The following is a 13290-nucleotide window of genomic DNA, read 5'->3' as shown; positions in this document are numbered from 1 at the left end:
GTCCATGCTTCCCACTCCCGCGCAAGTCCGCCAATACATCGCGGACGGCCTGCCCTGTGACCACCTGGACGTGCAGGGCGACGGCTCGCATTTCGACGCCGTCATCGTCAGCGCCGCCTTCGAGGGCAAGCGCCTGATCCAGCGCCACCAACTGGTCTATGCCGCCCTGGGCGACCGCATGAAGGCCGAGATCCACGCGCTGTCGATGCGCACCCTGACCCCGGACGAATACCGGCAGGCCGGCAAATAATGGACAAGCTGCGCATCACCGGCGGCGCCCGCCTGCACGGGGAAATCTCGATCTCGGGCGCCAAGAACTCGGCCCTGCCGATCCTGTGCGCCAGCCTGCTGACGGCCGACGCGCTGTCGCTGACCAACGTGCCGCGCCTGAACGACACCGGCACCATGCTGAACCTGCTGGCCCGCATGGGCGTGCGCGCCGAGCGCGGCAATGACGGCATGGTCACGCTGCAGGCCGACCGGGTCGACAGCCTGGAAGCGCCCTACGAACTGGTCAAGACCATGCGCGCGTCCATCCTGGTGCTGGGCCCGCTGGTGGCCCGGTTCGGCGAGGCGCGCGTCAGCCTGCCCGGCGGCTGCACCATCGGCCAGCGTCCGGTGGATCAGCACATCAAGGGCCTGGCCGCGCTGGGCGCCGAGATCAGCATCGAGCACGGCTTCGTGGTGGCGCGCGCCAAGCGCCTGAAGGGCGCTTCCATCCGCACCGACATGGTCACCGTGACCGGCACCGAGAACCTGCTCATGGCGGCAGTGCTGGCGGATGGCCGGACCATCCTGGAAAACGCCGCGCGCGAGCCCGAGATCGTCGACCTGGCGGAACTGCTCATCAAGATGGGCGCCCGCATCCAGGGCCACGGCACGGACCGCATCGTGATCGACGGCGTCGAGCGCCTGCACGGCGCCGAGCACCGCGTCATCTCCGACCGCATCGAGGCCGGCACCTTCCTGTGCGCCGTGGGCGCGGCCGGCGGCGACATCACGCTGCGCGACACCGATCCCGGCATCCTCGGCGCCACGCTGGACAAGCTGGTCGAGGCCGGCCTGACCATCGAGACCGGCCCCGACTGGATCCGCGGCGCCATGTCCGCGCGCCCCAAGGCCGTGGGCTTTCGCACGCACGAATATCCCGGTTTCGCCACCGACATGCAGGCGCAGCTGATGGCGCTGAACACCGTGGCCGACGGCACCTCGGTGGTCGTCGAGACCATCTTCGAAAACCGCTACATGCACGTGCAGGAACTGCGCCGCATGGGCGCCGACATCGACATCGACGGCCACACCGCCATCGTGCGCGGCGTGCCCAGGCTGTCGGGCGCCACCGTCATGGCCACCGACCTGCGCGCCTCGGCCAGCCTCGTCATCGCCGGCCTGGCCGCTGACGGCGACACGCTGGTGGACCGCATCTACCACCTGGACCGGGGCTACGACCGCATGGAACTGAAACTGCGCGCCCTGGGCGCCGACATCCAACGCGTCAGCGGCAAGGAGAATGCTTGATGAGCGAAACCACCACGCCGCTGACCCTGGCCTTGTCCAAGGGGCGGATCTTCGAGGAAACCATGCCCCTGCTGGCCGAGGCCGGCATCGAGGTGCCCGAGAATCCGGAAAGCTCGCGCAAGCTGATCCTGCCGACCAGCGATCCCGGCCTGCGCCTGATCATCGTGCGCGCCTCGGACGTGCCCACCTACGTGCAGTACGGCGCGGCCGACCTGGGCATCGCCGGCAAGGACGTGCTGATCGAGCACGCCGCGCAGCAGCCCGGCGGGCTGTACCAGCCCATCGACCTGAACATCGCCAAGTGCCGCCTGGCCGTGGCCGTGCGCAAGGGCTTCGACTACGAGGCCGCCGTGCACCAGGGCGCGCGCCTGCGCGTGGCCACCAAGTACGTGCAGTCAGCCCGTGAACACTTCGCGTCCAAGGGCGTATACGTCGACATCATCAAGCTGTATGGTTCGATGGAGCTGGCGCCGCTGGTCGGCCTGGCCGACTGCATCGTCGACCTGGTCTCCACCGGCGGCACGCTGCGCGCCAACGACCTGGTGGCGGTCGAGGACATCATGCCGATCTCCTCTCGCCTGATCGTCAACCAGGCCGCGCTGAAAACCCGCGGCGCGCGCCTGCAGCCGCTGCTGGACGCCTTCGAGCGGGCCGCCGCCCGCAATGCCTAACCCCAGGCCGCCGCGTCCGCGCGGCGGCCGTCGCCTGACCCCATGACGCCATGGCCCTGATCAATCGTCTCGACTCCCGCGATCCCGGATTCGCGTCCGCCCTGTCCAAGCTGCTGGCCTTCGAGGCGGCCGAGGACGAATCCATCGACCGCGCCGCGGCCGGCATCCTGGCCGACGTGCGCGCCCGCGGCGACGCCGCGCTGCTGGAATACACGCAGCGTTTCGACCGCGTGCAGGCGGGCAGCGCCCAGGCGCTGGAGATCCCCAAGGCCGACTGGCATGCCGCGCTGGCCGCGCTGCCGGCCGCCCAACGCGACGCCCTGCAGGCCGCCGCCGCCCGCGTGCGCGCCTATCACGAGCGCCAGCGCGTCGAGACCTGGACCTACACCGAGGCCGACGGCACGCTGCTGGGCCAGCAGGTCACGCCGCTGGACCGCGTCGGCCTGTACGTGCCGGGCGGCAAGGCCGCCTATCCCTCGTCGGTGCTGATGAACGCGATCCCGGCCAAGGTCGCCGGCGTGCCGGAACTGGTCATGGTCACGCCCACCCCCGACGGCACGCGCAACCCCATCGTGCTGGCGGCGGCCGCCATCAGCGGTGTGGACCGCGTGTTCGCCATCGGCGGCGCGCAGGCCGTGGGCGCGCTGGCCTACGGCACCGCCACCGTGCCGGCCGTGGACAAGATCGTCGGCCCCGGCAACGCCTACGTTGCCGCCGCCAAGCGCCGCGTGTTCGGCGTGGTCGGCATCGACATGATCGCCGGCCCCAGCGAGATCCTGGTCATCTGCGACGGCAAGACGCCGGCCGACTGGATCGCCATGGACCTGTTCTCGCAAGCTGAGCACGACGAGCTGGCCCAATCCATCCTGCTCTGTCCCGACGCCGCCTTCCTGGCCGAGGTCGAGGCCGCCATCGCGCGCCTCCTGCCGACCATGCCGCGCGCCGACATCCTGCGCGTCAGCCTGGCCAACCGCGGCGCGCTGATCCAGGTGCGCGACCTGGACGAAGCCTGCCGCATCGCCAATGACATCGCCCCCGAACACCTGGAGATCTCCACCGAGAACCCGGAACAGTGGACCGCCAAGATCCGCCACGCCGGCGCGATCTTCATGGGCCGCTACAGCTCCGAGGCGCTGGGCGACTACTGCGCCGGCCCCAACCATGTGCTGCCGACCTCGCGCACGGCGCGCTTTTCCTCGCCGCTGGGCGTGTACGACTTCCAGAAGCGCTCCAGCCTGATCCAGGTCTCGCGCGACGGCGCCCAGACCCTGGGCCGGATCGCCGCCGAACTGGCGCTGGGCGAGGGCCTGCAGGCGCACGCCGCCAGCGCCCAGTACCGGCTGGACCAGCCATGAGCGGCCAGGCCACCGCCGCCGGCAAGGACACCCAGATGCCCCCGTCCGGCGCCCGCATCGCCGCCACCGTCCGCGCCGATGTCCGCGCCCTGGCCGCCTATCCGGTGGCCGAGGCGACCGGCTGCATCAAGCTGGACGCCATGGAATGCCCTTACGAGCTGCCCGAGGCCGTGCGCGAGGACATCGCACGCGCCGTCCGCGACACGCCGCTGAACCGCTACCCCAGCGCCGACCTGTCCGCGCTGCAACAGGCGGTGCGCGCGGCCTTCGGCGTGCCGGACGCGGCCGGCCTGCTGTTCGGCAACGGCTCGGACGAGCTGATCCACATCGCCATCCAGGCCTGCTGCGCCCCCGGCGATGTGGTGCTGTCGCCCTGGCCGTCCTTCGTCTATTTCGACATGGCGGCGCGCTTCGACCACGCCCGCTTCGTCGGCGTGCCGCTGACCGAGGACCTGTCCCTGGATCTGCCCGCCATGCTGGCCGCCATCCGCGAGCACCAGCCCAAGCTGGTGTTCCTGGCCGTGCCCAACAATCCCACCGGCGGCCTGTGGCCGGCCGAACAGGTCCAGGCCGTGATCGACGCCGCGCCCGGCCTGGTGGTGATCGACGAGGCCTACCAGCCCTTCGCCGACGGCACCTGGATGCCGCGCGTGCTGGATCTGCCCAACGTGGTGGTCATGCGCACCGTGTCCAAGATCGGACTGGCGGGCCTGCGCTTCGGCTACCTGGCCGGCAGCCCCGACTGGATCGCCGAGCTGAACAAGGTGCGCCCGCCCTACAACCTGGACGTGCTGACCCAGGCCGCGTTGCTGGCCGTGCTGCGCCACAAGCCGGTGCTGGACGAGCAGGCCGCCCGCCTGCGCGCCGACCGGGGCCCGCTGGCCGCCGCCCTGGCCGCCTTGCCCGGCACGCGGGTTTTCCCTTCCGCGGGTAATTTCGTCCTGGCCCGCTTTTCCGGCAAGATGGATGGCAACGCCGTGCATCTCGCCCTGAAAACGCGCAAAATATTGGTGCGCAACTTCTCCGGCGCCCACCCGCTGCTGGCGGACTGCCTGCGCATCTCGGTGGGCGCCCCCGCCGAAAACGCCGCCCTGCTGGCCGCGCTGCAAGAAATACTTAGTTAATCGAGTCCCGACATGCGTACCGCAGAGATCACCCGCAACACCAACGAAACCCGCATCCGCGTGGCCGTCAACCTGGACGGCACCGGCAAGCAGACGATCGACACCGGCGTGCCGTTCCTCGATCACATGCTGGACCAGATCGCGCGCCACGGCCTGATCGACCTGGACATCAAGGCGGAAGGCGACCTGCACATCGACGCGCATCACACCGTCGAGGACGTCGGCATCACGCTGGGCATGGCCATCGCCAAGGCGGTCGGCAACAAGGCCGGCCTGCGCCGCTACGGCCACGCCTACGTGCCGCTGGACGAGGCGCTGTCGCGCGTGGTGGTGGACTTCTCCGGCCGCCCGGGCCTGGAATATCACATCCCCTTCACCCGCGCCCGCATCGGCGACTTCGACGTGGACCTGACGCGCGAATTCTTCCAGGGCCTGGTCAACCACGCCCTGATCACGCTGCACATCGACAACCTGCGCGGCGTCAATGCCCACCACCAGTGCGAAACGGTCTTCAAGGCCTGTGGCCGCGCCCTGCGCATGGCCATCGAGGTCGACCCGCGCATGGGCGACATCGTGCCGTCCACCAAGGGCGTGCTGTAACGTCCACGATCTTCCGCACCGCATCAGGCAGACAGAATTGACCACTATCGCCATCGTCGATTACGGGATGGGCAACTTCCATTCCGTCGCGCGCGCGCTCCGGTACGCCGCCCCCGACGCCGACATCCGCATCTGCAACCAGCCCCATGAGATCGACGCGGCCGACCGGGTCGTGTTCCCCGGCCAGGGCGCCATGGCCGATTGCATGCGCACGCTGAACGAATCCGGCCTGCGCGAGGCGGTCGAGCGCGCCGCGCGCGCCAAGCCGCTGCTGGGCGTGTGCGTGGGCGAACAGATGCTGTTCGACCGCAGCGAGGAAGGCGACACGCCCTGCCTGGGGATCTTCCCGGGTGTGGTGCGTCGCTACGCCGGCCCGCGCTACGCGCCCGTCGTCACGGGCGAGGGCGAGGCCTGCGCGTCCGACGCCGGCCAGGCCGGCGCCGCGCCGACCGGCGCCGAATTGCTCAAGGTGCCGCACATGGGATGGAACAAAGTGCGCCAGACGCGCTCTCATCCTGTGTGGGCCGGCATCCCGGACGAAACGCACTTCTATTTCGTCCATAGTTATTACGCCGATCCCGCCGATCCCGGCCTGACCGTCGGTGAAACCGATTATGGCGTCAGCTTTACCTGCGCAGTGGCGGCAGCTAACATTTTCGCGGTGCAGTTCCACCCGGAAAAGAGCGCCGAACACGGTTTGCGCCTGTATCGCAATTTTGTAGACTGGCAGCCATAACCCAGGCTCAGGCCTGCCGCTCCAGCCCGTTCAACTCTTTTTCTTTCGCTACCATGCTGCTGATCCCCGCCATCGATCTCAAAGACGGGCGCTGCGTGCGCCTGCGCCAGGGCGACCTGGACGATGCAACGGTGTTCTCCGAAGACCCCGCCGCCATGGCCTCCCGCTGGCTCGAACAGGGCGCGCGCCGCCTGCACCTAGTCGACCTGAACGGCGCGGTCGCGGGCAAGCCCCGCAATGAAGTCCCCATCAAGGCCATCCTGGATGCCGTGGGCGACGAGATGCCGGTCCAGATCGGCGGCGGCATCCGCGATCTCGACACCATCGAGCGCTACCTCGACGCCGGCATTTCCTACGTCATCATCGGCACGGCCGCCGTCAAGAACCCCGGCTTCCTGCATGACGCCTGCGGCGCCTTCCCCGGCCAGATCATCGTCGGCCTGGACGCGCGCGACGGCAAGATCGCCACCGACGGCTGGAGCAAGCTGACGCGCCACGACGTGCTGGACCTGGCCAAGAAGTTCGAGGACTACGGCTGCGAAGCCATCATCTACACCGACATCGGCCGCGACGGCATGCTCTCGGGCGTGAACGTCGACGCCACGGTGCGCCTGGCGCAGCACGTGCGCATCCCGGTGTACGCCTCGGGCGGCATCGCCGGCATCCAGGACATCGAGGCGCTGTGCGCGGTCGAGGAAGAGGGCGTCGAAGGCGCCATCCTGGGCCGCAGCATCTACGAAGGCACGCTGGACTTCCAGGCCGCCCAGGCGCGCGCCGACGAGCTGTCCAAATGACCACTTCCGGCACGCAGGGCGGTGCGCCCGCGCAGAGCGCGCTGACCCGCCGCATCATTCCCTGCCTTGACGTCACGGCCGGCCGTGTCGTCAAGGGCGTGAACTTCGTCAACCTGACCGACGCGGGCGACCCCGTCGAGATCGCCCGCCGCTACAACGAGCAGGGCGCCGACGAACTCACCTTCCTGGACATCACCGCCACCAGCGACGGCCGCGACCTGATCCTGCCCATCATCGAGCAGGTGGCTTCGCAGGTCTTCATCCCGCTGACCGTGGGCGGCGGCGTGCGCCAGGTGTCCGACATCCAGCGCCTGCTCAACGCCGGCGCCGACAAGATCAGCATCAACAGCGCCGCCGTGGCCAACCCGGAACTGGTGCGCGCGGCGTCCGACTACCATGGCTCGCAATGCGTGGTGGTGGCCATCGACGCCCGCCGCGTGTCGCAGCCGGGCGAACCGGCACGCTGGGAAGTGTTCACGCACGGCGGCCGCAAGGCCACCGGCCTGGACGCCGTGACCTGGGCCCGCCGCATGGCCGCCTACGGCGCCGGCGAGATCCTGCTGACCAGCATGGACCGCGACGGCACCAAGTCCGGTTTCGACCTGGAGCTGACCCGCGCCGTGTCCGACGCCGTGCCGGTGCCGGTCATCGCCTCGGGCGGCGTGGGCAACCTGCAGCATCTGGCCGACGGCGTGACCACCGGCCGCGCCAGCGCGGTGCTGGCCGCCAGCATCTTCCACTTCGGCCAGCATACGGTGCGCGAGTGCAAGCAGTTCATGGCCGCGCAGGGCATCCCAACTAGATTGTGACCCACCCCGAGCGCTGCGCGCTTCCCCTCAAGGGGCGCAGCTGCGGACCGGCAAAGCCGGCTCCGCGCTGCCCCGCTTGTGGCGCAGCGCTTGCTGCTGGGGGTGTCTTTCGAAGGAAGGATGCAGGCGGGATTCGGCTTGGGCGCTGCCATCCGCCTTGGACCAGGCGGGCGCGCGTGCAACAAGGTATTGCCGTAAGATGATGGATCCCTGGCGCTTGCGGTGGCTGGCCGGATCGGCCGGCTGCATGCGGCGCGCGAGGACAATGGATGAATGACATGAGCAATGAACCCGCCTGGCTAGCCGATGTCGTGTTCGACAAGGACGGCCTGATTCCCGCCATCGCGCAGGATGCCGAGAACGGCCAGATCATGATGGTCGCCTGGATGAACCGCGAATCGCTGGCCGAGACGGCCGCGACGGGCCGCGCCGTGTACTGGTCGCGGTCGCGCCAGCGCCTATGGCGCAAGGGCGAGGAATCCGGCCATGTGCAGCAGGTGCACGAGCTGCGCCTGGATTGCGATGGCGACGTGGTGCTGCTGAAGATCCACCAGGAAGGCGGCATCGCCTGCCATACCGGCCGCGCCAGCTGCTTCTACCGCCGCCTGGAAGGCCGCGCCGACGAGGCCGCCTGGATCACCGTGGACCCGGTGCTGAAAGACCCCGAGCATATCTACAAATGACCGCCACCCAACTGAACGCGGGCGACGTGCTCGCCCGCGTCGCCGACACCCTGGAAACCCGCCGCCCCGAGAATGGCGGCGATCCGCAAGCGTCCTACGCCGCCAGGCTGCTGGCCAAGGGGCCCGACGCCTTCCTGAAGAAGATCGGCGAAGAAGCCACCGAGCTGGTCATGGCCGCCAAGGACGGCGTGCCGGAGCGCATCGTCAGCGAGACCGCCGACCTGTGGTTCCACTGCCTGGTCGCGCTGACCCATTTCAAGCTGCGCCCCGAGGACGTGCTGGCCGAGCTGGCGCGCCGCGAAGGGTTGTCCGGCCTGGCGGAAAAGGCCAGCCGCCCCAAGGATTGAAGACGGAAACCGGAAAAATGAGCGCCAACTGTATCTTCTGCAAGATCGCCGCGGGCGAGATCCCGGCCAAGAAAGTCTACGAAGACGAAGACTTCCTGTGCTTTCACGACATCAATCCGGCCGCGCCGGTGCATCTTTTGCTGATCCCTCGACGTCATGTCATATCCATGCAGGATATTACGGGTGAGGACGCAGTCTGGTTGGGTAGAATGATGGCACTGGTTCCGAAGCTCGCGGCCGAGAACGGCTGCAACCCGGGCCCCGATGGCGGATTTCGCATCATGATCAATTCTGGCGTCGAAGGCGGCCAGGAAGTCCCGCATCTGCATTTCCACATTCTTGGCGGCGCGCGGCCCTGGAAAGGACGCGCGGCCCCCACTGCGTAACACGGAGAAACCGTCATGGGTAGCTTTAGCATTTGGCATTGGTTGGTCGTCCTGGTCATCGTGGCCCTGATCTTCGGCACCAAGAAACTGCGCAACATCGGGTCCGACCTGGGCGGCGCGGTCAAGGGCTTCAAGGAAGGCATGAAGGACGCCAACGGCGGTGACAAGCCCGCCGAACCCATCGCGCAGCAGCGCGTCTCGGGCGAGACCATCGACGTGCAAGCCAAGGAAAAGTCCAATTCCTGAGCCCTCGCGGCTTTCCCTCCGGGCCGCGCCCACGCCGGCCCGCCCAGCTTTTCTTTCCGAGCGGCCATCGCATGTTTGATGTCAGCCTCACTGAACTGATGGTGATCGGCGTCGTCGCCCTGATCGTCATCGGCCCCGAACGCCTGCCCAAGGTGGCCCGCACCGTCGGCCACCTGCTGGGCCGCGCGCAGCGCTACGTCAACGACGTGAAGTCCGACATCCAGCGCGAGATCGAGCTCGACGAGCTGCGCAAGTTCAAGAGCGAAATGGAGACCGCGGCCCAGGGCGTGCAGAAATCGCTGCACGAAACCCAGGCGTCGCTGGAAGAACCGGTGCAGCAGCTGCGCGCCGAGCTGGACGAAGCGGCCCGCGAAGTCAACGGCCAGCCGGCGGCGCAAGCGCCCGCCGCCGACGCGTCCGAGGCGCTGCCCGCGCCGACGCCTGCCGCAGGTTCGCCTGCCGCAGGTTCGCCTGCCGCAGGTTCGCCTGCCGCAGGATCGCCTGCCGCTCAGCCCGCCACCGAACCCGCGCGCACCATCGCGCCGCCCGCGCAGAACCCCAATCTGGCCCTGGACCTCGGCCCCGAGCCGGCACAGGCCACCGCGCCCGCCACGCCTGCGGCCAGCGAACCCGCGCCCGCCGCCAAGCCCGCCACGCCCCCCGGAACGCCAACGTGACCCAGGACGCCTCCCAACAAGAAGACGGCCAGCAGGAAAGCTTCATCTCCCATCTGATCGAGCTGCGCTCCCGCCTGCTGCGCGCCGCCGCCGCGATCGTGGCCGTGTTCATCGTGCTGTTCATCTATCCCGGCGCCTCGCCGATCTATGACGCGCTGGCCCAGCCCATGCTGGCCTCGCTGCCGCAGGGCACGCGCATGATCGCCACCGGCGTCATCACGCCCTTCATGGTGCCGGTCAAGGTCACCATGATGGCGGCCTTCATCATCGCGCTGCCGGTGGTGCTGTACCAGGCCTGGGCCTTCGTCGCGCCGGGCCTGTACCGCCATGAAAAGCGGCTGGCGCTGCCACTGATCGTCTCCAGCACGGTGCTGTTCCTGGCCGGCATGGCGTTCTGCTATTTCGTGGTGTTCCGCACGGTCTTCCACTTCATCGCCACCTTCGCGCCGCAGTCGATCACGCCGGCGCCGGACATCGAGGCCTACCTGAGCTTCGTCATGACCATGTTCCTGGCCTTCGGCATCACCTTCGAGGTGCCCGTGGCCGTGGTGCTGCTGGTCAAGATGGGCGTGGTCGAGCTGTCCAAGCTCAAGGCCGCGCGCGGCTACGTGGTGGTGGGCGCCTTCATCATCGCGGCGGTGGTCACCCCCCCCGACGTGGTCAGCCAGTTCATGCTGGCCGTGCCGCTGTGCCTGCTGTACGAGGTCGGCCTGATCTGCGCCCGCATGGTCTCGCCCAGGCGCGCCGCAGAGGACGATCCGGCATCGGATTCCCTCACCGAACGCCACTGAAGTAAGACCGTTTCACCTTGCGGGGACATGACTGCAATCCTACATTGCACTCATGTCCCTAGCCCAACGCCTGAGCGCCCTGATGCGGTGGCGCGGCATCAAAAGCCAAAACCAGCTGGCCCGCATTTCCGGCGTGCCGCAGTCCTGCATCCATCGCATCCTCAATCGCGGAGACCACTACTGGCCCGACCGCCGCACGGTGCTGCGTCTGGCCAAGGCGCTGGACACCAGCGCCGTGTGGCTGACCGACGGCGTGGCCCCCGCCTCCGGACCCGGTGATCGCGCGGCCCCGCCGCATGTGCTGCAAGACGCGGCCCAGCCGGGCGACGGCTATTGCACCGAGATCTGCGCGCTGTTGCGCAGCCGCCCCGACGCCACCAAGAAGCAGGTGCTGACCGTGGTCCGCATCCTGCTCGACGGCCGGCCCGCGAACTAGACGTCTGCCTGGCGGGAGGCCTTGCATGCTCTCCCGGCGTGCGTGCGACACGCGCACCGCTGAGCGGCCACGACGCACCGTCCAAACGACGCTCCCATCGCTGCCACGGCCATCCCTAGCGCGGCCGGCCCGGCCGCGTGCCCACCACGACCTCCAGCTCGCTGCGCTTGCCACCGCGCAGCAGGCCCAGCCTGGCGCGCTCGCCGGTCGGCAGCTGCGCGATCTCAGCCAACAGGCCATTGGTGCTGGTCATGGGCTTGCCGTTCACCGACTGCACGATGTCGCCCACGCGCAGGCCGGCGCGGGCCGCCGGGCCGTCGCGCAGCACACCGGCGATGATCACGCCGCCGGCGTCGCGCTCGAGCTGGAACGCACGCGCCAGTTCGGGCGTGATGTCCTGCGGTTCGATGCCCAGCCAGCCACGCTTGACCTGGCCGGTCTTGACGATTTCGTCCATGACCCTGCGGGCGATGTCGATGGGCGTGGCGAAGCCGATGCCCATCGAACCGCCGGATTCCGAATAGATCGCGGTGTTGATGCCGACCAGGCTGCCCTGGGCGTCGACCAGCGCGCCGCCCGAATTGCCGGGGTTGATGGCCGCGTCGGTCTGGATGAAATGCTCATAGGTGTTCAGGCCCAGCCCGTTGCGGCCCAGCGCCGACACGATGCCCTGCGTCGTGGTCTGGCCCACGCCGAACGGATTGCCGATCGCCAGCACCACGTCGCCCACGCGCAGCCCCTTGTCGGGCGCCAGCACGGCGGTGGGCAGGTTGCGCAGACTGCCCAGCTTGAGCACCGCCAGATCCGTGTCCGGATCGGCGCCCACCACCTTGGCGCTGTCCTTGCGACCGTCGGCCAGCGCCACCTCGATGGCCTCGGCCGCCTGCACCACGTGATAATTGGTCAGCACGAAGCCGTCCTGGCTCACGATCACGCCCGAGCCCAGGCTGGTGGTGGCCTGCTGGCGGCTGGCGCCGGGCATGTTGCCGAACAGCTGGCGCAGGATGGGATCGTCCGGCAGGGGGATCAGCGGCACGTTCACGAGCTTGGTCGTGTAGACGTTGACCACGGACGGCGCGGCGCGGGCCACGCCATCCGCATAGGACGCCAGCGCGGCGGCGCGCGTCGCCGGCGGCCCGGCGGGCACCGCGGCCTGGACGGCCGGCGCGGCCGCCGGCCCCGCCAGTCGCAGCAGGTCGGGCCGCAAGGTGGTGACGACGAATAGAATACCCAGGCAGACCGTGACGGCCTGAGCGAAGATCAGCCAATATCGGCGCATGTTTCTGATAGGACTAGCAATGCAAAAAGTGGATTCCCGCGTCCTGGCCGACTGGCTGGACGACACCCTGCAGGCCCCGCGATTCAAGGACTACTGTCCCAACGGGCTGCAGGTGGAAGGCCGTTCCGAGATCGGACACATTATCACCGGAGTCACCGCCAGCGAGGCGCTCTTGCGCGTGGCCGTCGAGCGCGGCGCGGACGCGGTGCTGGTCCATCACGGCTGGATGTGGCGCAACGAGGACCGCCGCGTCATCGGCACCCGCCGCACCCGCATGGCGCTGGCGCTGAACAACGACCTGAATCTTTACGCCTACCACCTGCCGCTGGACGCCCATCCGCAGCTGGGCAACAACGCCCAGCTGGCCCGCGTGCTGGGCCTGGCGCCGTCGCTGCGCGACGACGGCGCGCCGCGCACCTGTGGGCAGGACAATCTCGTCTGGCTGGGCGACGCCCCCGGCCTGGCGACGCTGGGCGACCTGGCCGCGCGCGTGCGCGAACGCCTGAGCCGCGAGCCGCTGGTGGTGGGCGATCCGAGCCAGCCGCTGGGCCGCGTGGCCTGGTGCACCGGCGGCGCGCAGGGCATGCTGGCCGACGCGGTGGACGCCGGCGCCACCGCCTACATCACGGGCGAGGTCTCCGAATCCACCGTGCACCTGGCGCGCGAGACCGGCGTGGGCTTCATCGGCGCGGGCCACCATGCGACCGAGCGCTACGGCGTCCAGGCGCTGGGACAGGCCGTGGCCGAACGCTTCGGCATCAAGGTCGAGTTCGTCGACATCGACAATCCCGCGTAGGCATCGCGCCGCGCGCACCGCCCCCCCAATCCGCCCCCGAAA

General features: G+C 69.1%; 18 protein-coding genes and 1 pseudogene. 17 read left to right on the top strand and 2 right to left on the bottom strand.

The features are described 5' to 3' along the window. Window positions 1–4 precede the first annotated feature (4 nt). From ACEU5R_RS25390 to tatB, 14 genes and pseudogenes are all read left to right on the top strand, one after another. Window positions 5–250: a BolA family protein gene (locus ACEU5R_RS25390; protein WP_103271992.1), complete on the top strand. Its 246-nt coding sequence runs from the start codon at window positions 5–7 to the stop codon at window positions 248–250. After that, the gene (gene murA / locus ACEU5R_RS25385) at window positions 250–1518 is read left to right on the top strand and encodes a UDP-N-acetylglucosamine 1-carboxyvinyltransferase (protein WP_392412474.1); all 1269 of its coding nucleotides are present in this window, start codon (window positions 250–252) and stop codon (window positions 1516–1518) included. Before ACEU5R_RS25390 ends, murA begins: the two co-directional genes overlap by 1 nt. Next, a complete protein-coding gene (gene hisG / locus ACEU5R_RS25380; protein ID WP_212319413.1) occupies window positions 1518–2189 on the top strand; it encodes an ATP phosphoribosyltransferase in 672 nt (223 codons plus the stop codon). The genes murA and hisG overlap by 1 nt, the downstream gene beginning before the upstream one ends. A 50-nt stretch (window positions 2190–2239) precedes the next feature. Beyond that, window positions 2240–3544 (top strand): histidinol dehydrogenase, encoded by a 1305-nt coding sequence (hisD, locus tag ACEU5R_RS25375; RefSeq protein ID WP_392412472.1) that lies wholly within the window; start codon window positions 2240–2242, stop codon window positions 3542–3544. A gap of 35 nt (window positions 3545–3579) precedes the next feature. Continuing rightward, window positions 3580–4668 (top strand): histidinol-phosphate transaminase, encoded by a 1089-nt coding sequence (gene hisC / locus ACEU5R_RS25370; protein ID WP_103276272.1) that lies wholly within the window; start codon window positions 3580–3582, stop codon window positions 4666–4668. A 12-nt stretch (window positions 4669–4680) separates the two neighbouring features. Next, entirely contained in the window at window positions 4681–5268 is a 588-nt protein-coding gene (gene hisB / locus ACEU5R_RS25365; RefSeq protein WP_103271988.1) for an imidazoleglycerol-phosphate dehydratase HisB, read from the top strand. A gap of 37 nt (window positions 5269–5305) precedes the next feature. Beyond that, a complete protein-coding gene (locus tag ACEU5R_RS25360; protein WP_103271987.1) occupies window positions 5306–6004 on the top strand; it encodes an imidazole glycerol phosphate synthase subunit HisH in 699 nt (232 codons plus the stop codon). A 53-nt stretch (window positions 6005–6057) separates the two neighbouring features. Then, on the top strand, window positions 6058–6798 hold the full coding sequence (gene hisA / locus ACEU5R_RS25355) for a 1-(5-phosphoribosyl)-5-[(5-phosphoribosylamino)methylideneamino]imidazole-4-carboxamide isomerase (RefSeq protein ID WP_103271986.1): 741 nt from the start codon (window positions 6058–6060) through the stop codon (window positions 6796–6798). Continuing rightward, on the top strand, window positions 6795–7607 hold the full coding sequence (gene hisF, locus ACEU5R_RS25350; RefSeq protein ID WP_103271985.1) for an imidazole glycerol phosphate synthase subunit HisF: 813 nt from the start codon (window positions 6795–6797) through the stop codon (window positions 7605–7607). The genes hisA and hisF overlap by 4 nt, the downstream gene beginning before the upstream one ends. Window positions 7608–7885: 278 nt before the next feature. Further along, window positions 7886–8290 (top strand): phosphoribosyl-AMP cyclohydrolase, encoded by a 405-nt coding sequence (gene hisI, locus ACEU5R_RS25345; protein ID WP_103271984.1) that lies wholly within the window; start codon window positions 7886–7888, stop codon window positions 8288–8290. Further along, complete coding sequence (locus ACEU5R_RS25340; protein ID WP_392412470.1) at window positions 8287–8637, top strand: phosphoribosyl-ATP diphosphatase; 351 nt, start codon at window positions 8287–8289, stop codon at window positions 8635–8637. The genes hisI and ACEU5R_RS25340 overlap by 4 nt, the downstream gene beginning before the upstream one ends. A 17-nt stretch (window positions 8638–8654) precedes the next feature. Next, the gene (locus ACEU5R_RS25335; protein WP_103271982.1) at window positions 8655–9023 is read left to right on the top strand and encodes a histidine triad nucleotide-binding protein; all 369 of its coding nucleotides are present in this window, start codon (window positions 8655–8657) and stop codon (window positions 9021–9023) included. Between the two features lie 15 nt (window positions 9024–9038). Beyond that, on the top strand, window positions 9039–9269 hold the full coding sequence (gene tatA / locus ACEU5R_RS25330; protein WP_088143704.1) for a Sec-independent protein translocase subunit TatA: 231 nt from the start codon (window positions 9039–9041) through the stop codon (window positions 9267–9269). Window positions 9270–9340: 71 nt separating this feature from the next. Continuing rightward, window positions 9341–9511: pseudogene (tatB, locus tag ACEU5R_RS25325) on the top strand (Sec-independent protein translocase protein TatB); the annotation flags it as partial. A 133-nt stretch (window positions 9512–9644) separates the two neighbouring features. Here tatB and ACEU5R_RS25320 read toward each other — a convergent pair. Then, the gene (locus ACEU5R_RS25320) at window positions 9645–9992 is read right to left on the bottom strand and encodes a pentapeptide repeat-containing protein (protein ID WP_392412491.1); all 348 of its coding nucleotides are present in this window, start codon (window positions 9990–9992) and stop codon (window positions 9645–9647) included. On the opposite strand from ACEU5R_RS25320, the gene tatC reads away from it, so the two are divergent. After that, a complete protein-coding gene (gene tatC, locus ACEU5R_RS25315; protein WP_103271980.1) occupies window positions 9943–10737 on the top strand; it encodes a twin-arginine translocase subunit TatC in 795 nt (264 codons plus the stop codon). The two genes, ACEU5R_RS25320 and tatC, sit on opposite strands and share 50 nt — an antisense overlap. Before the next feature lie 52 nt (window positions 10738–10789). Next, complete coding sequence (locus ACEU5R_RS25310; RefSeq protein ID WP_103271979.1) at window positions 10790–11173, top strand: helix-turn-helix domain-containing protein; 384 nt, start codon at window positions 10790–10792, stop codon at window positions 11171–11173. A 115-nt stretch (window positions 11174–11288) separates the two neighbouring features. Here the strand turns inward: ACEU5R_RS25310 and ACEU5R_RS25305 are convergent, their stop codons facing one another. Continuing rightward, the gene (locus ACEU5R_RS25305; protein ID WP_103271978.1) at window positions 11289–12452 is read right to left on the bottom strand and encodes a trypsin-like peptidase domain-containing protein; all 1164 of its coding nucleotides are present in this window, start codon (window positions 12450–12452) and stop codon (window positions 11289–11291) included. Between the two features lie 19 nt (window positions 12453–12471). Between ACEU5R_RS25305 and ACEU5R_RS25300 the strand changes: the two genes are divergently transcribed. Then, window positions 12472–13248: a Nif3-like dinuclear metal center hexameric protein gene (locus ACEU5R_RS25300; protein ID WP_392412467.1), complete on the top strand. Its 777-nt coding sequence runs from the start codon at window positions 12472–12474 to the stop codon at window positions 13246–13248. Window positions 13249–13290: the final 42 nt, after the last annotated feature.

The organism is Achromobacter sp. 413638, from assembly GCF_043119405.1.
Taxonomy (GTDB): Bacteria; Pseudomonadota; Gammaproteobacteria; order Burkholderiales; family Burkholderiaceae_B; genus Achromobacter.
This window is presented reverse-complemented; position numbering and strand designations above follow the sequence as displayed.